Raw genomic sequence first — 22,119 nt, forward strand, 5'->3', positions numbered from 1 at the left:
GTGTATAATATTTCTTGATTTTTATTTTTTATTATTCGTTGGTAATGTTTTGAAAATAAATAGTTTCTGTGTTTTATACAAATTAATCTAGAAATTAATCTTAAATTATTATTTTTATCCTTTTAAATTTTCTACATGAAGTCTAAAGCGACATTAAAACAAATTGCAAAAGAATTAGGAGTTTCAATATCAACAGTATCTAAAGCGTTAAATGATAGTTCAGAAATTAGTAAAGCAACAAAAGATAAGATTAAGGAATTTGCAGAGTTGAAAAACTATACGCCAAATTTGATGGCTAAAAATCTCAAGTATCAAAAAACAAATACTATTGGTGTTGTTTTGCCAAATATTCTAAATTCTTTTTTTGCGAAAGTTTTCAGTGGTATTGAAAATGTGGCTAGGGAGAAAGGATATAATCTTATTACAGCTATTTCGAATGAATCTTTAGAAAGGGAAAAGCAATTAATGGAAATGCTTAATAATGGTGCAGTGGATGGATTTATTTTGTCTGTTGCAGAAGAAACGCAGTTGTCTAAAAAATTAGATCATTATAATGCAATCATTAGAAGTGGAACGCCAATTGTTTTGTTTGATAGAATTGTTGATCTGCCTAAATCAGATAAAGTGATTGTTGATGATTTAGATTCTGCAATAGACGCAACTCAGCATTTAATAAATATTGGCTGTAAAAAAATAGCATTAATTTCTACTATTGATAACTTGAGTGTTGGAAAGTTGCGTTTTGAAGGCTATAAAAAAGCGCTAGAAAATAATGAAATACAAATTGATGAAGAATTAATTATTGTAGATAATGATATGGATTCATTCGATGATAAATTAAAACGAATCATGCAACAGCGATTGGTTGATGGTGTTTTTGCTTTAGATGAGCATGGATTAACTAAAGTACATAAAATTGCAATTCAAGAAGGGATTGCAATTCCTGAAGAAATTAATATTTTAGGTTTTGCTGATGGTGTTTGGTCTAGAAGAATGTCTCCTAGTATTTCAACGGTTAGTCAGCACGCACCAGAAATAGGTGAGAAGTCTGCAACACTATTAATTGATAGATTACTAAATAAAGACGAAGAAAAAGCATTCGATTATAAAACAATTATTATTAAAACAGAATTGAGGCAAAGAGAATCTACAAAAAAACTATAATTGTTTTTTTTGATCATCATTCCAAGTAATATAACCGATTATAGCATTGAAAAAATAAAATATATATTTAGCTGTATTAGCAATATTGAGCAATAGCAGATTTTGAATAATTTTTGTAAGATTGTAAAATTGCCATAAAAACCAATTGTCAGGATACATTCTAGCAGTATTGAAAGTACCTCCAAATGTTAGTCCAGCAGGAATTGAAATAGCAAAATAAAGTTTCCAATCGATTGTGTTGGTTGACAAATATTTAAAAGCAATATAATTAAGAAGAAAAGAGAAGAAGAACCCAAGAATAATATTTCGGTAAAAAATAAAATCTATTTTTCGTAGTACTTTACTTTTTTTCCAAGAATTAAAAACAAGATAATTACCTATAAAAGAAACTGGGTAGGTTAATATCGCTCCAGCATTTCCGAGTAAATAATCTATTGAACCACTCAAGAAAGTATTGCAAGTAGTTATAAAATTTCCAATATTATTTTTCTTCGTTACAAGTCTGTTTCCAATCATCGAAAAACTGGTATTAATAATAGAAACATAACCTAATAGAAACATATAATTTTTTCCATTGAAAGAAAAATTATAAACTGTTTTATGATACCCTAGGACTATAGAAGCTGTTATTACTATGATTAAACCAATAATATCTAGATAAGTACTATTTGTTATTGATTTAATTTGTGTTGTAAGCGCATTGGAAATTTTCAGTTTAAAAATCATTATTCCTTAGTAAAGTTAAATTTTGCCCCACCTTGATGCAAAATTAGACTTTTTTCTTGAAAGACGATTTGAATTCCAGCAGGAGAATATATAAAAGTTTTCTCGTCTTTAAAAGTTAGTGGAAATGCACTTTGTCCTGTTGCTTGCGCGAAAAAATCACCTTCTTTTTCAAAAATAGTTAATTTTAAAGCAATGTCATTGGAAGAATAGGTTCCAATGTGTTTAGAAATTAATGCTTTATCTATTTTTTTGAAATTTGGAAAAGGAAAAGGAATTTTATAATAAATACTTAAAATACCAATCATAATGTCGTTTGTATTGTAGTTATCGCCATTAACAATAAGAGAAATACTAATTTTTTCTGTCGGATAATAGCCTATGTTAGATCTGAAACTCTCTATTCCTCCAGTATGTCCATAAAACCGTCTTTCTCCAAACGGAAATTGAATCAAAGCTTTACCATAGCTGTCTTTTAGTGTTTTCATAGCTTCTAGAGAGCTTTGCTTAATTAGCTTTCCATCAAATAAGGCATAGATAAATTTTGTTAAATCAGAGGGAGTAGAAACTAACGCACCAGCAGAATATGCAATCTCGTTTTTCCATTCTTCCGTTTTTTTCCATTGGTTATCATTAAAAAGAAAAGAATAGCTTTCGTTATTAGAAATCTGTACCCCATTTGAAGGATAAAACGTGTTTTTCAATCCAATTTTTGAAACAATTCTTTTTTCTATATTTTCAGCAAAAGATTTTTTAGTGATTTGTTCAATAATTCCACCAAGGAGATAATAATTAGAATTACTATACGCATATTTTGAATTTGGTTCAAAATTAGATTCATAATTGCTTATTTTAGTATAAATAGCTTCTTTCAAATCTGGAGCATTCAATTCTGCTTTTGTAATAGAATCCTGGTTGATATAATCAGGAATACCAGTTCTTTGGTGTAATAAATGGTCTATAGTTATTTTGTCTGCATTCTTTACATTAGGAAAATAAGAAGTTAGTTTAGTGGCTAACGACAATTTCTTTTCTTCTACAAGCTGCATAATTATTACCGCAGTAAATGTTTTTGTAATAGATCCAATTTTATATTTGGTTTCACTATTTGCTTTAGTCCTGCTCTTCGTGTCGCTATAACCATAGGCTTTAGAAAAGACAATTTTGTTTCCTTCTTGAATCGCCAACGACCCCATGAATTTATTGTTTTTTTCTAAATGACTTAAAAGGCTATCAATTCTTTGTAGTCTTGGTTCTACTTGAGCAGAAACTGTAATTCCAAAATAAAGGAATGAAAGTAAAAGAAGTTTTTTCATGGTTTAAAATTACTTGTTTTGAATATATTAGACAATGAAATTGATTATTTGTTACGAGTGATTAATTATTTTTTTTTTTTTTAAGAACTATATTTGTTACTTAAACAAATAAATAAATTTATGAAAACAACAATGTATTTTTTTTTTAGTTAGTGTATTATTTTCTTTTTCTGCTTTTTCACAGAATTGGGGATTAAATACAAATCAAGGAGCTGTATATACTACAACTCAAAGATTATTGATTGGAGCTGACCAGTCAAATACTACTCTTAACTCAAATGATGGTTCTATTGAATTATTTTCACCAAGTTATTCAGCTTTTTTTATGAATGCTGCAGATAAACATTTAGTTTATTGGTTAGGTCAGCAGGATTCGGGAATGAGAATAGATGACCATGGTCCATTTAAAATATATAAAGATGGTGTAGGTTTTGTGATGAATTTTAATAATAATGGAAGTGTAAGTGTAGGTACAGATTTAATACCAACCGGCTACAAACTAGCAGTAGGAGGTAAAATAATTGCAGAAGAATTAAAAGTGCAATTGCAAACTGCTCCATGGCCAGATTATGTTTTTGCTAAAGATTATAAATTACCTTCTTTGCTAGAAGTTGAAAAACAAATTAAAGAAAAGGGTCATTTAGAAAATATGCCATCTGCTACAACAGTAAAAGAAAATGGATTTGAAGTAGGAGAAATGAATAGGTTATTATTAGAAAAAGTAGAAGAACTTACTTTATATACTATTGACCAACAAAAACAATTAGACAAGCAAACTAGAGAAATTGAAGAACTAAAAGCTTTAGTAAATACATTGGTTCAAAAAAATAAGTAATCATTAATTTTAAAAAATAAATATAATGAGAAAACTTATTTTTATAAAGCTATTAGTGTTTTTGATGCTACAAAATGTTTTTGCTCAAGACCCAACAGTTGCAGAAACAGTCCACAGTCCAAATGGCTACTTCGATACTGTTTTTGACTATTATGGGAATAGTTATCAATTAAAAGATTTATTTGCAGGCGTTGATGTTAAGGTGGGAAAAGAAACAACTTCAAGTATAGTTATTCCATGTGATACAGGAATTTTCGAATTGTATTTTGAAACTGGTTCAGGAATGGAAGACGTCACTGATGTTAATCATAATACTAGAAGAGCCGTAGTTTGTCAAGTTTTTCATGATTTAAGTGATTTTATTGTGACTCCTTTAAAAGATGCTGGAAATACAACTAGAGTAAAAATTTGGGTTAGAAATATTGCTAATGTTTCTAATTCTAGTTCAAATGTATTAGGATTGGCATCTTCTTTTTTTACCATGCCTTATAATTCAAACACAAGTTTTGGAGGAATTGTTGATAATGAAATTTGGAAAACCATAACATTAGGTAGTGACTCTTATATTAATGTTGTTACACCAATTTTAACAAATAATGCTAATGGGGCTCCTAATGGTTCAGGAAATATTTATCATGGAATGATAGCTTTTAATTTTAGTAACCCTAATTGGAATTGGAATACAGATTTAAGTAATAATACTCCTTTTGAATTAGTTGATTTATATAGTGTTGTTTTGCATGAAGTAACACACGCTTTAGGTTTTGCAAGTTTAATTTATGCAAATGGAGAATCGGCCTTTAATAGTGGTTATAATTATTACAGTAGATATGATACTTTTCTTAAAAATAATGATGGAACTCAAAACTTAATTACTAATACAGGAGCTTTCCCTTCTATGTATAATTATTCGTTTAATAATTCTTTTTTGAATACATCTTTTTTGCATCCAGACACAAATAATTGCATTGCAGGACAGACTACTTGTATTGATGCTGTCAAATTTTCGGGAACAAGTATTAATGTACCTGTTTTTACTCCTAATTGTTTCAGATATGGAGGCAGTTTGAGTCATTTTGAAGATACTTGTTCTTCTCCATCACATGTAGATAATACTTATTTTGTTATGAGCGATATTATTTCAAATAGCTTAACTAAAAGATATTTGAAGCCTGAGGAAAGAAAAGCGCTCTCAGATATTGGTTATAGGCTAAATTCTACTTTTGGAAATAATTCAATAGTTTATAATAGTTTTATTGATTATCAAGAACCTATTTCTACTGGAATAAATGTAGCTGGAGTAAATGATGGTATTGATAATTTAGGCGCATTTACATTAACTGGAGCAAATGGAGTCTCATTCCCATTAAACAACATTTTTGATAATGATATTAATATTAGCAGCTTTGAAGGATTGGAAGATGTTTTTCACAGTAGCTCTATTTTTTCTGCAACAAGTGGAAGTTCAAACATTACAGTAGATTATACAGGATTTGAATTTGGTTTACATCTTTTGAGATATATTCCTATTAATTCTAATGGGCAAAGAGGAAATATAACTTATATCTATGTTTTTATTGATAATGGTGTTGACTGTACACCTTTAAGTTCTTGTAATTTAGTTTTAAATGGAGGTTTTGAGGAGTATTCAATGGTTCCTAATGGACAAGGTCAATTAAATAGAGCCTGTGGATGGAGTCATGTTAATTTTCCAATTACAGGAGCGGCTGATGCTTATCATGTAAATTCAACTTCTCAACCTATTCCATGCAATAGTTTTGGATTTGAAACAGAAAATAATGATTTGTTAAGTTATGCAGGTATGTGGTTTCAAAGGAATAAATCTGGTCAGTATGGGAAATATTTTGAAAATATTAGAACAAAATTATCGACTCCATTAACTCCAAATACAACTTATCAATTGAGTTTTGATGTATCTTTAAGTGAGGGAGCTAGTGCCAACGCAATCAAAATACAAGCTTACCTGGACCAAGATCTGATAGCTACTTCAAACTATGGTGAAATTAATATAACTAACAATAGCATGTTGTTTGAAAGTAATTATTTTCCTCAAACTACAAATGGGTGGGATAGTTTAGTTTTTACATTTAAAACAGGGGCTATCTCAGGCGAAGAATTTTTGTATATAGGAGGATTACATAACGTGCAATTTCAATCTATTACTCCAACACCAGCTCCATCTGGCTGTGTTGTAAATTCAAATAGTGGTACTCAAGCAGCTAGTTGGGGGTATTCATATTACTATATTGATAATGTTAACTTAATTTCATTAAATGGTTCATCATTTGATTTACCTAATCAAGTATGTACTTACATGTTCTTAGCAAATTTAACACACTTTTTACAAGCTGTCCCTACTAATGGTGTATTCACAGGAAATGGTGTTTCATTAAATAGCGGAGTTTATGTTTTTGATCCTTCATCAGTAAGTTTAGGTAATCATACCATTACTTACACTTATACTAATAGTAATGGTTGCGAGGTTTCAATTTCAGATACTATTGAAGTGGTTTCAGATAGTATTGTTCCAGAATTTGATCCTATAGCCCCTATATGTTCAGGAGGAAGTATAGCATTGCCAACCACTTCGGTTAATTTTATAAATGGAACTTGGTTTCCAGCTATAAATAATACTGCAACAACAACTTATACTTTTACTCCAAATGCAAATCAATGTGGAGCGGTTACAACAAGTTTAACAGTTACTGTTTTACCAACAAACGATCCAAGTTGTAATAGTAATCCTTGTCTGCCTAATTTAACGTTATCTACTACAGAAAATAATAGTATGATAATATACAAAAGAGCAAATTGGATAGAAGCTAATTCAAGCTATGTTGTGGATGTAAATAAAAATGTAACAATGAAAGCAGGAGATTATATTGTTTTTAATACAGATTCTCATTTGAAATCGGGTTCTGAAGTGACAGCATTAATTGAAGTTTGTACTCCTACAAGTAAAAGTAGTAATGTTAAAACAATAGAAAAAACAATCTTAGAAGAGGCTATTTTAAATGAATCTATAGTATTGTTTCCAAACCCTACAACGGATAGATTGACCATTGCTTCTGATAGTGCAGCTATGAATAGTGTGGTTATTACAGCTATGGATGGAAAAATTATTTATAGTAATCAAACGGTAAATGCGTCTAAACTAGAATTAGATACCTCTAGTTATCAAGGTGGTATTTATATGGTTGCTATAACCACTACAAATGGAACTAGTTTTATAAAGAAACTGGTTAAAAATTAATGTTTTTTAAGAGGCTAACTGAAAAGTTAGCCTTTTTTAATAAGGATGTTTTATGCTGTCAAAAGATTCATATCTTTTAAATAAATCATATTGTAATCGAGGATTTGTAGTTTGTTTCAAATTTCTGTAATAATTAAAATCTTTTTTTATAGAAATCAATTTATCTCGCGATTTTTTAGATAAACCAAAAATTACATTGGAAATATCATATTCCTCAATTAATCCTCTACACATTTTACATGGCTCATAAGTTGTTATTAAATATAATTTATTTCTATCTAAAGCTTTAAATTTTTTATAACCAATTTTATCAAAACAATTTTTAACTGCATTTATTTCTGCATGTCCTGATGGATTATTATTCTTTGAGACATCATTATATCCTTCACCTATTATGCTATCATTATATATTAACAAACTTGCGACAGGAACGTCATTTGAAGGAATACATTTTTCTGCTAAACTAGAAAGTCTTTTTTCATAATTTGTAATGTTTTTATTAGTTGAAAAAAGATACAAATTTGTGACAATAAGATAAATTAGGATAGTAAAAAAGGTGCCAAGAAATATATAAAAAACAGGCCAAAACAATTTTTTTAAAAAATTCATTTATATTTACTTTCAGTATCTATAAAAGTATGAAAATACTTTTAATTAATTTCTATCAAATTATAAAAAAGTAATGCATAATAAAACGTTAGTAGATTTATTGTATTATACATTTAGTTTATCTAAAAGAGAAAATGTAATAGGCTCTTGTAATAGTACTCTTGGATACCTTTATAAGATAAGTGCCTTTTTTAGAGTAATTTCTGTTACTAGAACAACAAATAATTTTGAAAATATTCGAATGAATAATATTGATTTATGTTTTTATAAAACAAAACCATTATCAAAATGGAAAATACCTTTTAAATTTAATTCTTTTATAAAGTCTTTGCAACCTGATTATATTTTGGCGCATGGTTTTGGGTTTGTACATTATTTAATTTTTTTAAAAATAATACTTCCGAAAACTAAAATCGTCTTACAAAGCAATGGTTTTGCTCCTAAACCTAAGGGGATTAAAAAATACATTTATAAAGTTTCTGATGTATTTATTGATGGTTATTTATTTACGGGTATTGAAAATGCAAAGCCTTGGTATGAAAATAAAATCCTTACAAAAAATAAAATTTTTTCTGTAATGGAAGGCTCAACCTACTTTACGTTTTCTGGAAATGAAAACCGAAAGTCAAATACTTTTCTTTGGGTAGGAAGATTAGACACGAATAAAGATCCATTAACAATACTAAAAGCATTTGATCGTTTTCTTATTATTCAAGAGGATGCAGTTTTAACAATGGTTTTTCATGAGAATCATTTATTAGAAGAAGTAAAAGATTTTATTTTGAATAGTGAAAAACTTAAAAATGCAGTTATAATAAAAGGATATGTAGCGCATCATTTATTAGAAAAAATATATAATGAAAATGAGTTCTTTATATTAGGTTCGCATTATGAAGGCAGTGGATATGCTTTAGTTGAGGCAATGGCTTGTGGTTGTATTCCAATAATAACAAATATAGCTCCATTTAGGTACATGACGAATGAAGGAGAATGTGCTTTTCTATTTACACCAAATAATGAAGAAGAATTGTTTTTTCAACTAATAAAATCAAACGATTGTGATTTATTAGTTATACAAGAAAAGGTATTAGAGCAATTTGAAAATAGATTGTCTTTTGAAGCCATAGCTAAAGCCATAAAAAATATTTTTCAGTCATTATAAAAATGATTATAAATCACATTAATATTATCTTCCATTCTAAAGACCTGAATCCGTTTAGGTGCTATTAATTGGTTTAAAAGATTTTTTAATTTAGTACCTATATCGTTTTTATTTTCAGAATAATAAAAATTTTCAATACTTTTAGTGTTTTCTATGTCAATTGTGCTTACAACTTTGCATCCAGAATATAACGCTTCTTGTATTACTGTGCTATTACCTTCATATTTTGATGTATGCAGGAAAATTTTTGAATTATTTAAATATTTGAGAGTTTTTTTATGAGTCAAAAAACCAGTAAAAATTATATTGTCAGATAATCCAAGTTTTTTTACCTTATCTAAAAGTAATTGTTTTTCTTCACCATCACCAATAATTACTACGTTTAATTTTTTTATGTTTAAATGTGAAATAATATCAATAAAGAAAGAATAGTTTTTTAAAGCACCAAGATTTCCAATGCCAACTATATCTATTTCTCTGTTATCTAAATTTAATTTTGGAAAAACATCAGGATTAATAAAAACATTTGAAATTTTCCTTACATTATAGTTGAAGTTTTTGTTAAACAAAACTTTTTGTTTTTCTGAAATCATTACCAAATCATCTTCCTTTAATTTTAATATTTTGACATATTTATTATTTTTTTTTGCATCTTGACCTTGAAGCCAGACGAGTAGTTTTATCTTAAATATTTTACTAATTATAAAACCAACTAATGAAGCTTCTCTGTACCAAAAACATATTATCCCATCGTAATTGTTTTTTCTGTGAAGAGAGGTTGCCTTTAAGATTGTTTTTAAAATTGTCGGAATTTGTTTTAGTTTAGAATTAAATTTTCCACCAATAGAGTGAATATTAACTTTATCCAATTGATAGTTCTTTTTGGAAAAAGGATACATCATACTTATCACATCAATCTCTATATTCTTTTCATTTGCAAAGCTTTTAGTAAATTGACTAATAAAGGGTACAACATTATCTTCATGAATGTTTTTTGGAAAAATAGGTGTAATAAATAATAATTTTTTAGTCATAGCTTTTTTAAAATTCGATTTTCTAAGATATACTTTTTGTTTGAAAAATTGGAAGCTTCATCGTTATGTGAAACTACAATTACAGAAAGTTTTTTTTCAAATGTTAATGTTTGAATATATTTAAGAATATCTTTTTCTAAAGATTGGTTTAATTGATTTGTAGCTTCATCTAACAACAAGACTTTTGGTTTAAAGAATAATGCTCGTGCTATTGCAATTCTTTGCTTTTGACCACCTGATATTGTTTTGCTATCTAATAATAAATAACTATTTATTTTTTCAGGTAACGTATTTATCCAATCATATAAATCAAGAGCAATTAATATTTTATTTAAGAATTCATAATCTATATTACTTTCATTTGTAAAAAGCGTTATGTTTTCTCGAATCGTTCCTTGAAATAGAAATGGTTGTTGAGATACATAACCAATAAAGTCAAAAATAGTATTGTTGGAATTGGCAGAAATATTATCAATATATATATCCCCATTTTTAGGGCTTAATAATCCAGAAATTATATGTAAAAGAGTACTTTTTCCTTGGCCAGATTTTCCTGATATACAAATAAAATCTCCTAAATCAATCTGAAATGAAATATTTTCTAAAATGTTCTTTTTATTGAACTCAATACTAATATTCTTTAACTCTATTCTGTTATTGAAGGTTAGCTTACTGGTGGTTCTAATATTAGATTTGTTATAACTAGATAATATTTCAACACAATTTAGATTTGTTTTAATATCTATGAAAGAATTTAAAATTTTATTAAAAGAAGGTAAAATTTTAATGCTTGCACCTGCAAAAAAAGAAATTAATATTAAGGTATTCTTATCTGCTTGATTTATCATATAAAAAAGAATCATTGATGATAAACCGATAATGATTAGTATTTCGAAATACCTTGAATTTGATTGTTTAAAAGCCGATAATAATGCAAGTTGTCTATTGTGAGATTCATTTGAATTTTGAAATTTTTTTTGAAATTCTTGCTCACTTTTAGTTGTTTTAATCTCAATAAGTCCGTAAAAAATATTATTAATATTTTTTAAATTATCTTCATATAACCTAACTATTGTCTCATTAAAAAAAACAATTTTTTTCTGTTTAATTTTTAACAACAAAAGGACAAATAATATTAGTGACAAAAGGGAAAATAATGTAATAGTCGGATTATACAATATACCAATTGAAATAATAAATAGTAGAATAATTAGTTCAGATAACAATGTGTAAAATGAAAATAGAATATTAGTTGAAAACACAATAGGTAATTGAAAAACATCTCTAAAAAATGCATTCTTATCTTTTTTAGTATAGTTAATATAGCTATTATGTATATACTCATTCATCAATTTTTCAGATATTAAGGAAGATATACTATAGATGAATAAAGATTGAAATCTTAGAATTACAGATTGAAGGATGTTTTTTATAATATAAAAAGCAATTAATGCAATAATCAAAAGAACAGTAATCTTATTATTAAGATTTATATTAAATGTTGAAAATAGAACAGAACTTAAACGGTCTTTATCAAGTACAATTAAAAACAGTGGTACTAATAATGTTAAAGAAATAAAATCGAGAAAAGTATTAATTAGGAAGTAAACTATAAAAACAGGAAGTTTTTTCCTTTTAGAATGAGGAATTAATAAATAGGATTTTAAAATTAATGTTTTCAATTTTTTTTATTGTAAATATTTCGATTCATTATAATTCCAATAATCAATTTTAAGTTATATAAAAGTAATTTTTTTTCTAATTTAAATATTGAATAAATTATATTTCCATTTAATGAGTTTAAAAGATAAAGTAAGTTAATAAAATTAAATCTTTTATTTTTAAGCATAATAAAGTGTAATGCAGAGACTCTATAAAAGTATGCTTTTTTATTGTTTATTCTATTTGTTTTGTCTTTATGGTGATACGCTAAAGAGTTTTTCACAACATAAATTTCTGAATTGTTTTTTAAAGCAAAATCATAGTTGTCTCCAATACCGTTTTTATAAAATGCTGTTTCAAATTTTATTTTAGTATTTCTAATAACCGAAGCTCCTAAACCATATATGGGAGTTTTAAAAACAGGAGTTTTATAATCAATTACAATTGGCCAACCTGATTTAGCAATTCTGTTCCCTTTTTTTAAATAAAAGGCAATAAATTTTTGAATAATTTTATTTTTTGAATAATCTTCTTTTTTCAGGTCTACCCATACAGACAATCCAAAAATATAGTTGAAAATTAATTTAAGAAAAGGAATTCTCTTTTCTGAATATTTCCATTCATCATTTCTCTTTTCATAGATTAAACCACTAGTCATATTAACGGATGGGTTTTCATCTAGATAAGTTATTAAATTCTCTATATAATTTTCAGAAATTTCAATATCGTCATCGCATAAAAAAATAAATTCTGTTTTACATTGTTCAATACCAATATTTCTTTGCAAACATACAGAAGGTGAAGAATGTATAATTTTTATATCTAATTGAGTAAAAAAAAGTTGGTTGCTATTTAATTTCTCATCGCTTGAATCAACAATTATAATCTCTTTTGGAAGATAGGTTTGTTTGGAAATAGAATTTAAAAGTCTATTTAAAGAATTTATTCTATTTCTTGTAGGTATTACTATTGTTATTTGAGATTTTTTTTCTTTCATTCTGGGTTTTTACAAAATAGATTTCCATGTAAGTTTTTTATAGGTAAACCTTTAATTATTTCTTTTATCTCTGTATTTTTTATCCATTTTTTTAAATGAAAATTTTGATTTTCGTTTAATGTATAATTGAAATCAATATTTTGATTTTTGAATAAATCTATTATTTTAAGAGTATCAGCGATTAATTTTCCTGTAAATTCAAATTCTATTATTGGTATTTGGTAATTTAAATTTGATAAAATTTCAAATTCATAGCCTTCAACATCGATTTTGCAATATTTTGGTAATCCATATGTTTCAATTAAATGATTAAATGATTTAACTTCGACAAATTCATAGTCTTTCCAATATACTTTTTCAGTGGTGTAATTTTTAATGAACTTTTTTGATAGAGATGCAATTTCACTATAGTTTCCTAGATATAATTTTTTAATTTCATTTTTTGCACCAACAGCATATGGGAGATAATTAAAATTAACATTTTTTTGCTTTAACTTTTCTAAATGTAAGTGACAGGATTTTTGAGGCTCAAAAGCAATAACATTTTCACTAATATTGAGCATGATTTTACTTTTTGCTCCTATATTAGCACCTATATCAAAGCATAAATCTCCATTGGAAATAATATTTGAATAAAATTTTATTTCTCTTTTTTTTATTTTTTTTGCAAAAATAATTTTATAAATTTTATTTACTAATTTCATCTATTTAACATCATCAACCCACTTGCTAAAACAGCTTTTGTCTTATGTTTTAAAGCTTGGGTTATATTCGTACTTTTCTTTTTGTAAAACTCTACTTCGTTTACTACTTTACTTACAGCATAATCATAATATTTTCGAGAATAGGTTCGTTTAAAATCAATATCTCTATCTGTTGAGGTTTCCCAGTCAGGAGCAATTGTTATTTGGTTTTCAATTTCATTATAAAGGGAAGTTCCTTTTATAGGATAGGCTATCGTTATGGTATAATGTGTTGGGTTCGCTTCTTTTAGATACTGAATAGTTTCATGGATGTCTTCTTCAGTTTCTCCTGGATAACCTAGCATGATAAATGTTCCCGTTTCAATTCCTAATTGATTGGTTTTCTGAATGGCTTCTTTTACAATATTAACATCAACTCGTCTGTCCATTAAATCAATTATTTTTTGCGAACCACTTTCTGCTCCTATCCAAATTCTAAAACAACCCGATTCTTTTAATAATTGTAATATTTCATCATTTAAACGTTCAGCACGTGTAATACATTCAAACGGTATAATTGTATCTTGTTTAATAACTTCATCATGAAAGGCAGTCAACCATTTGTGACTTACTGTGAAAACATCATCAACAAACCAAATAGCATCTGGATTATAAGTTTCTTTAAGCATTTTCATTTCCGCAGCAACTTGATCAGCAGGTCTTCTTCTGTAACTTTGCCCGTAAACAGCAGTACTACACCATTTGCAAGTATATGGACAACCTCTTTGTGTAGAAATTGTCATAGAACTTTGACCATGATTTTTTTTCCATGTATCTAAATAGTTTTGCATATTTATAGCTTCTCTATTTGGTAATGGTAATTCATCTAATTCTTTAATTTTTACTCTTGCAGGTGTTTTTATGACACTATCATTTTCTAAAAAAGCAAGACCATTTATAGTTTTAAAATCACCCTTTGAGAGTATTGCTTCATATAATTCGAAAGTTGTTTCTTCACCTTCACCAATCACTAAAAAATCGGCTCCTGCTTTTAAATAATTTTGAATATTATAAGAAACATCGGGCCCACCAAGTACAATTTTCGGATAATTGTATTTGTCGCTTTTTATAATTTTTATCAACTTAATAACTTCAATTTTAGTCATTAAATTGGTATATATGCATATTACTTGTGGTTTTTTAGATAAAATGAAATGTAATTGTTCATCTTGAGTTGAAAAAGTACTATCAAATACATCGTTAGGAATGTTTTTATTTACTAAATAAGCAGAAACATACAACAAACCCAAAGGAGGGTAGGGCTTCATTATCTTCTGTTCTTTTGGATCGTCAGAGACATAGTAGGCATGTGTAAATAAAATGCTCATCGTTTTTCTAAAGTTATAATGTAATGATCTGAATATTTAGAAAGGAACGACCAATTAGAAGTTGTCTTTTCCAAAAAAAACAAAAAGTTAAATGTTTTTCTTTTATTCTTGAAAAATGGTTCTAAATAAGAAGGAGGTACAAAAAAACCAATTGGTTTGTATTCTACTAACTTAAAATATTCTTTTGCTAAATTTACAATATCTTTTGGATTATAATAATAAGTGGGTACATTTTCTCCATCTACATTTGCAATTGCTACTTCTTTTCTTCGCCTAAGAGCTGTTGAAAACTTACCCTTCAACATGAAATAGAGTTGTTCCCAAATCGTGTTTTTTGGCATAATTACTAATGATAACTTTCCCTTTTTATTTAGCGCATTGGAAATAGTGCTAAAGAAATGCTCTATTTCATTTTTAGACAAACAATTTAATCCACCAAAATTTGAAAAGACTAAATCAAATGTTCCAAAATCTTTTGTTTTACTAATTAAATTAATATCTAGTTGAGCAAAATCTAGGTTTTTATATTGATTTTTTGCTTGCCCAATTGCAATCATATTTTCAGAAATATCGGTTGCCAACACATTAAAATTTTGTTTCGCTAACCAAATAGCATCCTCGCCAGTTCCACAATTGACTTCCAATATATCTTTACAATTACTTAAATGTTTGGTAAGGATTTTGTACACAGAATTTCGTTGTGCTTTTCCAATCAATGTGTCTGTAAAAGATTGGTCGTACGTATTTGCAGCGTTATCAAAACTAGCTTCCATTTTGAAGTGTTTTCAAAGCAACTTTATCCAAATATGCGCTAGGAATATAATAGCCTAATTTTACAATTGATTTTATTTTCTGTATTGAAAACGAGAAGTTTTTTAAATTATAAAACCCTTGACTTTTTCGATATTCTTTATGAACAAACCGTTGTAGTTTTCTATAATAATTGGAAGAGTAAGTTCCTTTAAACATCATGTCTAAGTCGTCAGAATCTTTCCAATTTGCTTTTAATTGCAAATCATCTTTTACTTTCTCATAGAATTTCGTTCCAGGTAAAGGATAAGAAACAGAAATGCCAATATTATCAGGTAACAATTCTTTTACCATAGCTATGGTCTTTTCAATATCTTCTTGAGTTTCGGTTAAATAACCAAATTGCAAGAAAAAAGCAACTCTAATACTTTTTTGTTTTAGAAGGTAAGTAGCTTCATAAATTTCAGATACTTGAGTTCCTTTGTCCATAGCATCCAAAATTTTCTGTGAAGCACTTTCTGCACCAACCCAAACTTCCTCTAATCCAGATTCGGCTAAAGCATCAATAGTATCTTCTTTCAATAGTAAATCTACTCGACTTTGAATGAAATACTTAATTGAAATATTTTTTTTCTTTAGTTCTGTATTAAATTCTTGCACCCAATTGGGCTTTAAGCCAAAAATATCGTCACACATCCAAAAACGTTTTACACCAAATTCTTGTTGTAAATATTCAATTTCATTTACAATATATTCAGGTGAATGGGCATTATATCGATTCCCATAAATAGGTTTTGCACACCAATTGCATTTGTAAGGGCAACCTCTTGTTGTTGCTAAATTTAAGGTGAATTCTTGTCCACTTTGGCTCCAAATGTTTTTATATGCATTTATATTTATCAAATCCCAAGCAGGTAATGGCAATTCATCTAAGTTTTGTAAAACGGTACGTGGCTTAGTTATTATGACTTGTTCATTGACTGTGTAAGCTAATCCAGCAATATCTTTTGTTTCTTTATTTTTCTCTAGCGCATTGATTAGTTCTAAAAGCGTAATTTCTCCTTCTCCTTTTATAATGAAATCGGCTCCTTTTTCTAAATACTCTTTATAATGATCGGTTGAATCGGAACTTGATATTATAACAATACAATTATGTTGTTTTCCATATTGAATCATTTCAAAGCAAGCATCTCTCATGTTTGTAAGACACATTTTGGTGAGATAATTAAAGCCATCATCATATATAACCAAATAGTTGGGTTTAGATTCTTTTAAAAGTGGTAAGATTGATTTTGGAGAATCTAATAGGTTTGTGTCAAACAGAGCAACATCATAATTGTTTTTTCTTAATGTTGAAGCCGCATATAGCGTTCCCAAAGGAGGAAAAGGAGTTTTGTTTTTCCATTGCTTTGGATCAAGCTTATAATAATAGGAATGTGAAAAAAGAATTTTAGACATGTTCTTTTGGTATATCAATATTATGTTTTTCTTTAATTTCTAAATACTTAGTATTCAATAAATCAATTACTTTCTTTTGGAAATTCGATGGATGGTGTTTAGAAACTTTTTTAGACGATTTAAATGCAATAGCGAAATCTTCGGGTTTCATTTTGTTTCTAAATTTTATTTTCCAAACATTGAAAGTAAGTGTAAAACAGAACTTTTCAACAAGTACTCCAAATCTTTTTTGAAGAATAGTTTCTAATAATCGAGCAATCCAACTAGTTTCTACTGTTTCTTTTTCGAGGCTTTTATTCGTCTTGTTAGGAAGTAGGTTTCTATTCCAGTTATTGTTTTCAAAAAAACGATTAAAAACATCACCTTGTATAGGTATTAAAGTCGCTATTTCTGTTGCAGTGAAAATATTTTTTTCTTCAATTTCTAAATTATCAGAACTTATAAAATAATTTAAACAGAAATATTTTCTTGAGTTGAACAGAAATATTTTTTTAAAAATAACCAAAAATGTTCTACAAGTCCATAAATGATTGGGTTTTGAAATAATGAAAAAATCAACATCACTATTCGCATCAAAATAACCTTTAGATAGCGAACCAGAAATTGATACACCTTCTACAAAAGGAAAATATTTTTTAATAAAATTGCCTTTCTTTTTCGCTTTTACTAATGCTTTTATTGCGTTCTTATTTCCTACTATTCTATTTGTAACATTTTCTTCTGTTAAGTTAGGATGAAAAAATACATCAGTTTGTGTTATGATTTTTTTTTCTAAAGCATCTTTCAATTCTTTTTCTACATCTTCCATTTTTTCATGAAGCGAGTATAGAAAAATCTCTTCTTTTTTTAATGGATGATTAAAAATTGAAAAATATAATAGTGGTCTTAAAATTTTCAATGCAATTTTAGTTAAGTTTTTTCAAATATATCAAATGTATGTCGGAATTAATAATTCAATGATGAATAATTCAATTAGGTCAGTGTTTATGGGTGTTTTAGAAGTAGAGCTGATTCTAACTGATTCTTTTGTAGGGAGATAAAAGTATTTGTTGATTAGAAAAAATAAAATTTTAACATTCGTAATAGAAAAAATATAATAAATGTTAATTATATTTACAATGAAATTAATGGATATATCGGATTTTTCTTTTATAAGCGTTTGTTTTTTGGAATTATATTGTTTTTTAGTAAGGTAGGTATTAATACTACTTTTCCTTCTGGAGATTTAGATGTGAATGGAAGTAGTTTAAGAGTAATAAGTCTTGCTGGTGAAACAATTACCAGAATTGATAGTGGTGATTATAGAGTTGTGTTTTTTTTTACAATGTCAGTAGCTATTGTATAATTATGTTGTCTGTTAAGGATTTCGATGGGAATAACAATTATGATAACCTTGAAATTGCATATTTAAACCAAACAAATGCAGGTTTTTACATTAATGATGGAGACAGTGATAATGGAAGAAGTGTGAAAACGGATGTTGATTTAGAATTTATGTTTGTTGTTTATTCTATTTAATATTAATAGACAAACAACCCTTTTAGATAAATTTATTGCATTAACCAAACTTAAAAACTTAAACGTTAATTCGTTTAAGTTTTTTTTTGTTTTATTATAGAAAAAGTGTAATTATTGTTAAATAAAACAATATTGTTAATGCGTAATTGATTATAAAAATGCTTTTAAACGTTTTTATTATACACTTTGTCGATTTATTGTTTTCTGTTTTGCATTCTTGATATTGAAAATTATGTAAGTTCTAAATTTGACTAACGATTAAGAAGTGAATTTTTTTTAAATATTATTTTATAGTAAGTGTTTGAAAATGAATGAGCAGTTGATATGCTAGAGTTGTTATTTGACAATGGAAATTTGAGAGTTAAAGATTGTGATGGAAATAATAAGTATGATGATTTAGGAATTAACTATTACGATCAAACAGCATCGGGTTTTAGAATAAACATCGGAGATTGTAATGACGGTAATTCAGTAAAGACGGACGTCGATTTAGAGTTTATAGTATATGCTATTTAATTTTGTGAGATGAATTGAATGGTACTTTTTAGATAGATTTATTGCATTAACCAAAAAAAGCTTAAACAATGTGTTTAAGCTTTTTGATGTTTTTACACCTAAAGGAATCGTTTTTTAATGTGCTTCTAGCCAGTTTTTACCAAGCCCTAAATCGACAGTAAGTGGCACTTCTAATTTGAAGGCATTTTCCATCTCGTGTTTTATCATGGGTTGAATCTTTTCAAGTTCACTATTGTGAACATCAAATACAAGCTCATCATGTACTTGTAGAAGCATTTTAGATTGCCAATTTTCATCATTTAAGCGATTGTGTATGTTTATCATTGCAATCTTAATAATATCAGCAGCGCTTCCTTGTATTGGTGCGTTTACAGCATTTCTTTCAGCAGCACCTCGAACAACCGCATTTGCAGAATTAATATCTTTTAAATAACGTCTTCTTCCTAATACAGTTTGAACATAACCATTTTCTCTAGCAAAATCAATTTGCTCTTGAATATAAGACTTTAATTTAGGGTATGTTTTGTAATATGCATCAATAAGATCTGCACTTTCACTTCTCGATAAATCAGTTTGATTACTAAGACCAAAAGCTGAAACACCGTATATAATTCCGAAATTAACAGTTTTAGCATTACTTCTTTGCTCTTTAGTAACCTCTTCTAGAGCAACATTGAATACTTTTGAAGCTGTACTTTTATGAATGTCTTCACCGTTTTTAAAAGCTTCAATCATAGTTGTTTCTCCACTAAGTGCTGCAATAATTCGAAGTTCAATTTGAGAATAATCGGCAGCTAGTAATGTGTAATTTTCATTTTTAGCTGTGAATGCTTTACGAATTTGTCTACCTCTTTCTGTTCGAATGGGAATGTTTTGAAGGTTTGGATTGTTAGAACTTAAACGACCTGTCGCAGCAACTGTTTGCATGTAATCGGTATGTACTCGTGTTGTTTTAGGGTCAACCTGATTCGGAAGTGCATCTACATAGGTGTTTTGAAGTTTTACTAATTGTCTCCATTCTAATATGTAACGAACAATCTCATTGTCTTTTGCTAAATAGCTTAAAATTTCTTCTCCAGTTGCATATTGACCTGTTTTCGTTTTCTTTTGTTTTGTGCCACCAATTTTAAGTTTGTCAAATAATATATCGCCTAATTGTTTTGGAGAAGCTAAATTGAATGTTTCTCCTGCGATTTCATATATTTTTTGTTCAAAGGAATTAATCTCGATTTGCATTTCTGAAGACATAGATTTAAGAAATGCTACATCCAATTGAATTCCTTCTCGCTCCATTGAAGCTAGAACTTTAACTAATGGAATTTCAATATCATCAAATAGTTTTTTTGTACCCACTTTTTCAAGAATAGGAGAGAAATGTTCTTTCAGTTGAAAGGTAATGTCAGCATCTTCTACAGCATATTCCTTCACATCTTCAATGCTAATGTCACGCATTGATTTTTGATTCTTTCCCTTTTTCCCTATTAAATCTACAATTGGTTTAGGAGAATATTTTAAATAAGTTTCACTTAAAATATCCATATTATGACGCATATCTGGGTTGATTAAATAATGAGCAATCATAGTATCAAAAAAATTGCCTTTTACTTGAATTCCATAGTTCGCTAAAATCTTTAAATCATATTTTAAATTTTGACCAATTTTTTCAATTTCTTCATTTTCAAAGAAAGGAATAAATTTATTCGCTAACTGTTGTGCTTCTTCTTGGTTTTCTGGGAAGGGTACATAGAAACCTTTTCCTTTTTCCCATGAAAATGCAATACCTACTAATGTTGCATTTAAAGCGTCTAAACCTGTAGTTTCTGTGTCAAAACAAACAGATTGTTGCTTTTCTAAATTTTGGAGTAATAATTTTGTTGCTAAATCACCTTGAATAATTTGATAAAAATGTTCGGTATTTTCTAATGAAGCATAGTAGGAAGTAGTTGTGTTTTCTGTTGCTTCAGTATCATTAAAACCAAACAAATCAAACTGATTTTCATCTTTTGGAGGTGTTTTTTTAGTATTATTTCCGTTTGTGTCTTCAGTAGTATTAGAATCATTAAATATTTTATCGAATTGCGTTTTCATTTGACGAAATTCTAATTCCATAAAAATCGCATCTGTTTTTTCAACATCTGGTCTAGATAATTCGTAATCTTTCTCATTAAAAGTAACAGGACAATCGAGTAAAATTGTTGCTAATTTTTTAGAAAGAATTCCCTTCTCTTTGTTAGCTTCAATATTCTCTTTCATTTTTCCTTTAAGCTCATGTGTGCTTTCTAGAAGCTTTTCCATAGAACCATATTGAGCTAGGAATTTTTTAGCTGTCTTTTCTCCTACACCAGGTAAGCCTGGAATATTATCTACAGCATCCCCCATCATTCCTAAAAAGTCAATTACTTGAAGCGGATGTTCAATTTCAAATTTAGCTTGCACTTCTGGAACGCCCCATATTTCGATACCATTTCCCATTCTTGCAGGACGATACATGAAGATGTTTTCTGATACTAACTGTGCAAAATCCTTATCGGGTGTAACCATAAATACTTGAAAACCTTCTTTTTCAGCTTGTTTAGCAAGTGTACCAATCAAATCATCTGCTTCAAAACCAGCTTCTTCTATAATTGGAATATGCATTGCGTTTAATAGATCTTGAATGTACGGAATTGCTATTTTTATAGCTTCGGGTGTTTCGTCTCTATTGGCTTTGTATTCTTCAAACATCTCTAATCGAAATGTACTTCCACCTTTATCGAAAGCTACGGCTAAGTGGTCTGGCTTCTCTCTTTTGATAACATCCATTAAAGAATTCATGAATCCCATAATAGCTGATGTATTCATTCCTTTTGAATTAATTCTAGGGTTTTTTATGAATGCATAATACCCTCTAAATATTAAAGCATAAGCATCAAGTAGAAATAATCGTTTTTGCGACATGAAGTGTTTTTTTAATTTGAGTCGTAAAAATACAATTCTTCTAAGATTTAGATCGGAATTATGTAAAAAAATACAGTATTTATTAATGTAGAA

19 protein-coding genes are annotated in these 22,119 nt (G+C 28.0%); 7 read left to right on the forward strand and 12 right to left on the reverse strand.

Annotation, left to right across the window (positions count from 1 at the left end):
- Nucleotides 1-135: 135 nt before the first annotated feature.
- Nucleotides 136-1,164 (forward strand): LacI family DNA-binding transcriptional regulator, encoded by a 1,029-nt coding sequence (locus L2Z92_RS08610; protein ID WP_236458418.1) that lies wholly within the window; start codon nt 136-138, stop codon nt 1,162-1,164.
- On the opposite strand, the gene L2Z92_RS08615 is transcribed toward L2Z92_RS08610, so the two are convergent.
- The gene (locus tag L2Z92_RS08615; RefSeq protein ID WP_236458419.1) at nt 1,159-1,890 is read right to left on the reverse strand and encodes a nicotinamide mononucleotide transporter family protein; all 732 of its coding nucleotides are present in this window, start codon (nt 1,888-1,890) and stop codon (nt 1,159-1,161) included. The genes L2Z92_RS08610 and L2Z92_RS08615 overlap by 6 nt on opposite strands.
- Entirely contained in the window at nt 1,890-3,203 is a 1,314-nt protein-coding gene (locus tag L2Z92_RS08620) for a serine hydrolase domain-containing protein (RefSeq protein ID WP_236458420.1), read from the reverse strand. The genes L2Z92_RS08615 and L2Z92_RS08620 overlap by 1 nt, the downstream gene beginning before the upstream one ends.
- A 238-nt stretch (nt 3,204-3,441) precedes the next feature.
- Here L2Z92_RS08620 and L2Z92_RS08625 point away from each other — a divergent pair, with 238 nt between their 5' ends.
- Together L2Z92_RS08625 and L2Z92_RS08630 are read left to right on the forward strand one after the other, a co-directional pair.
- Entirely contained in the window at nt 3,442-4,038 is a 597-nt protein-coding gene (locus L2Z92_RS08625) for a hypothetical protein (RefSeq protein WP_236458421.1), read from the forward strand.
- Nucleotides 4,039-4,063: 25 nt separating this feature from the next.
- Complete coding sequence (locus L2Z92_RS08630) at nt 4,064-7,312, forward strand: T9SS type A sorting domain-containing protein (RefSeq protein WP_236458422.1); 3,249 nt, start codon at nt 4,064-4,066, stop codon at nt 7,310-7,312.
- A 36-nt stretch (nt 7,313-7,348) separates the two neighbouring features.
- Here the strand turns inward: L2Z92_RS08630 and L2Z92_RS08635 are convergent, their stop codons facing one another.
- Nucleotides 7,349-7,921 (reverse strand): deaminase, encoded by a 573-nt coding sequence (locus L2Z92_RS08635; RefSeq protein WP_236458423.1) that lies wholly within the window; start codon nt 7,919-7,921, stop codon nt 7,349-7,351.
- 73 nt (nt 7,922-7,994) lie between these two features.
- Between L2Z92_RS08635 and L2Z92_RS08640 the strand changes: the two genes are divergently transcribed.
- A complete protein-coding gene (locus L2Z92_RS08640; RefSeq protein WP_236458424.1) occupies nt 7,995-9,083 on the forward strand; it encodes a glycosyltransferase family 4 protein in 1,089 nt (362 codons plus the stop codon).
- On the opposite strand, the gene L2Z92_RS08645 is transcribed toward L2Z92_RS08640, so the two are convergent.
- Genes L2Z92_RS08645 through L2Z92_RS08680 form a run of 8 tightly spaced genes read right to left on the reverse strand, consistent with a single transcriptional unit; the run spans nt 9,071 to nt 17,953 of the window.
- Nucleotides 9,071-10,117, reverse strand: a complete 1,047-nt coding sequence (locus L2Z92_RS08645) for a glycosyltransferase (protein WP_236458425.1) — start codon at nt 10,115-10,117, stop codon at nt 9,071-9,073. The genes L2Z92_RS08640 and L2Z92_RS08645 overlap by 13 nt on opposite strands.
- Nucleotides 10,114-11,799 (reverse strand): ATP-binding cassette domain-containing protein, encoded by a 1,686-nt coding sequence (locus L2Z92_RS08650; RefSeq protein ID WP_236458426.1) that lies wholly within the window; start codon nt 11,797-11,799, stop codon nt 10,114-10,116. Before L2Z92_RS08650 ends, L2Z92_RS08645 begins: the two co-directional genes overlap by 4 nt.
- Complete coding sequence (locus L2Z92_RS08655) at nt 11,796-12,776, reverse strand: glycosyltransferase family 2 protein (protein WP_236458427.1); 981 nt, start codon at nt 12,774-12,776, stop codon at nt 11,796-11,798. Before L2Z92_RS08655 ends, L2Z92_RS08650 begins: the two co-directional genes overlap by 4 nt.
- Nucleotides 12,773-13,480, reverse strand: a complete 708-nt coding sequence (locus L2Z92_RS08660) for an FkbM family methyltransferase (RefSeq protein WP_236458428.1) — start codon at nt 13,478-13,480, stop codon at nt 12,773-12,775. Before L2Z92_RS08660 ends, L2Z92_RS08655 begins: the two co-directional genes overlap by 4 nt.
- A complete protein-coding gene (locus L2Z92_RS08665; RefSeq protein WP_236458429.1) occupies nt 13,477-14,847 on the reverse strand; it encodes a B12-binding domain-containing radical SAM protein in 1,371 nt (456 codons plus the stop codon). The genes L2Z92_RS08660 and L2Z92_RS08665 overlap by 4 nt, the downstream gene beginning before the upstream one ends.
- Complete coding sequence (locus L2Z92_RS08670; RefSeq protein WP_236458430.1) at nt 14,844-15,620, reverse strand: class I SAM-dependent methyltransferase; 777 nt, start codon at nt 15,618-15,620, stop codon at nt 14,844-14,846. The genes L2Z92_RS08665 and L2Z92_RS08670 overlap by 4 nt, the downstream gene beginning before the upstream one ends.
- On the reverse strand, nt 15,610-17,055 hold the full coding sequence (locus L2Z92_RS08675) for a B12-binding domain-containing radical SAM protein (RefSeq protein WP_236458431.1): 1,446 nt from the start codon (nt 17,053-17,055) through the stop codon (nt 15,610-15,612). Before L2Z92_RS08675 ends, L2Z92_RS08670 begins: the two co-directional genes overlap by 11 nt.
- Nucleotides 17,048-17,953 carry a nucleotidyltransferase domain-containing protein gene (locus tag L2Z92_RS08680; protein ID WP_236458432.1) on the reverse strand — a complete coding sequence of 302 codons (906 nt, stop codon included), beginning with the start codon at nt 17,951-17,953 and terminating at the stop codon, nt 17,048-17,050. Before L2Z92_RS08680 ends, L2Z92_RS08675 begins: the two co-directional genes overlap by 8 nt.
- 261 nt (nt 17,954-18,214) lie before the next feature.
- Between L2Z92_RS08680 and L2Z92_RS08685 the strand changes: the two genes are divergently transcribed.
- The 3 genes from L2Z92_RS08685 (at nt 18,215) to L2Z92_RS08695 (ending at nt 19,089) form a co-directional block, all read left to right on the forward strand.
- On the forward strand, nt 18,215-18,400 hold the full coding sequence (locus L2Z92_RS08685; RefSeq protein WP_265210651.1) for a hypothetical protein: 186 nt from the start codon (nt 18,215-18,217) through the stop codon (nt 18,398-18,400).
- Nucleotides 18,401-18,402: 2 nt separating this feature from the next.
- Nucleotides 18,403-18,573: a hypothetical protein gene (locus tag L2Z92_RS08690; RefSeq protein ID WP_236458434.1), complete on the forward strand. Its 171-nt coding sequence runs from the start codon at nt 18,403-18,405 to the stop codon at nt 18,571-18,573.
- Nucleotides 18,574-18,897: 324 nt separating this feature from the next.
- The gene (locus L2Z92_RS08695; protein ID WP_236458435.1) at nt 18,898-19,089 is read left to right on the forward strand and encodes a hypothetical protein; all 192 of its coding nucleotides are present in this window, start codon (nt 18,898-18,900) and stop codon (nt 19,087-19,089) included.
- Nucleotides 19,090-19,203: 114 nt separating this feature from the next.
- Here the strand turns inward: L2Z92_RS08695 and polA are convergent, their stop codons facing one another.
- The gene (gene polA, locus L2Z92_RS08700) at nt 19,204-22,026 is read right to left on the reverse strand and encodes a DNA polymerase I (protein WP_236458436.1); all 2,823 of its coding nucleotides are present in this window, start codon (nt 22,024-22,026) and stop codon (nt 19,204-19,206) included.
- Nucleotides 22,027-22,119 lie beyond the last annotated feature (93 nt).

Source organism: Flavobacterium jumunjinense, assembly GCF_021650975.2.
In the GTDB taxonomy this organism is placed as follows: Bacteria; Bacteroidota; Bacteroidia; order Flavobacteriales; family Flavobacteriaceae; genus Flavobacterium; species Flavobacterium jumunjinense.

Coding starts and splice junctions, on each gene's coding strand:
- L2Z92_RS08620 (WP_236458420.1), bottom strand. CDS start 3,203: ATGAAAAAACTTCTTTTACTTTCATTCCTTTATTTTGGAATTACAGTT.
- L2Z92_RS08615 (WP_236458419.1), bottom strand. CDS start 1,890: ATGATTTTTAAACTGAAAATTTCCAATGCGCTTACAACACAAATTAAA.
- L2Z92_RS08610 (WP_236458418.1), top strand. CDS start 136: ATGAAGTCTAAAGCGACATTAAAACAAATTGCAAAAGAATTAGGAGTT.
- L2Z92_RS08640 (WP_236458424.1), top strand. CDS start 7,995: ATGCATAATAAAACGTTAGTAGATTTATTGTATTATACATTTAGTTTA.
- L2Z92_RS08675 (WP_236458431.1), bottom strand. CDS start 17,055: ATGTCTAAAATTCTTTTTTCACATTCCTATTATTATAAGCTTGATCCA.
- L2Z92_RS08635 (WP_236458423.1), bottom strand. CDS start 7,921: ATGAATTTTTTAAAAAAATTGTTTTGGCCTGTTTTTTATATATTTCTT.
- L2Z92_RS08670 (WP_236458430.1), bottom strand. CDS start 15,620: ATGGAAGCTAGTTTTGATAACGCTGCAAATACGTACGACCAATCTTTT.
- L2Z92_RS08665 (WP_236458429.1), bottom strand. CDS start 14,847: ATGAGCATTTTATTTACACATGCCTACTATGTCTCTGACGATCCAAAA.
- polA (WP_236458436.1), bottom strand. CDS start 22,026: ATGTCGCAAAAACGATTATTTCTACTTGATGCTTATGCTTTAATATTT.
- L2Z92_RS08655 (WP_236458427.1), bottom strand. CDS start 12,776: ATGAAAGAAAAAAAATCTCAAATAACAATAGTAATACCTACAAGAAAT.
- L2Z92_RS08690 (WP_236458434.1), top strand. CDS start 18,403: ATGTTGTCTGTTAAGGATTTCGATGGGAATAACAATTATGATAACCTT.
- L2Z92_RS08645 (WP_236458425.1), bottom strand. CDS start 10,117: ATGACTAAAAAATTATTATTTATTACACCTATTTTTCCAAAAAACATT.
- L2Z92_RS08695 (WP_236458435.1), top strand. CDS start 18,898: ATGCTAGAGTTGTTATTTGACAATGGAAATTTGAGAGTTAAAGATTGT.
- L2Z92_RS08660 (WP_236458428.1), bottom strand. CDS start 13,480: ATGAAATTAGTAAATAAAATTTATAAAATTATTTTTGCAAAAAAAATA.
- L2Z92_RS08630 (WP_236458422.1), top strand. CDS start 4,064: ATGAGAAAACTTATTTTTATAAAGCTATTAGTGTTTTTGATGCTACAA.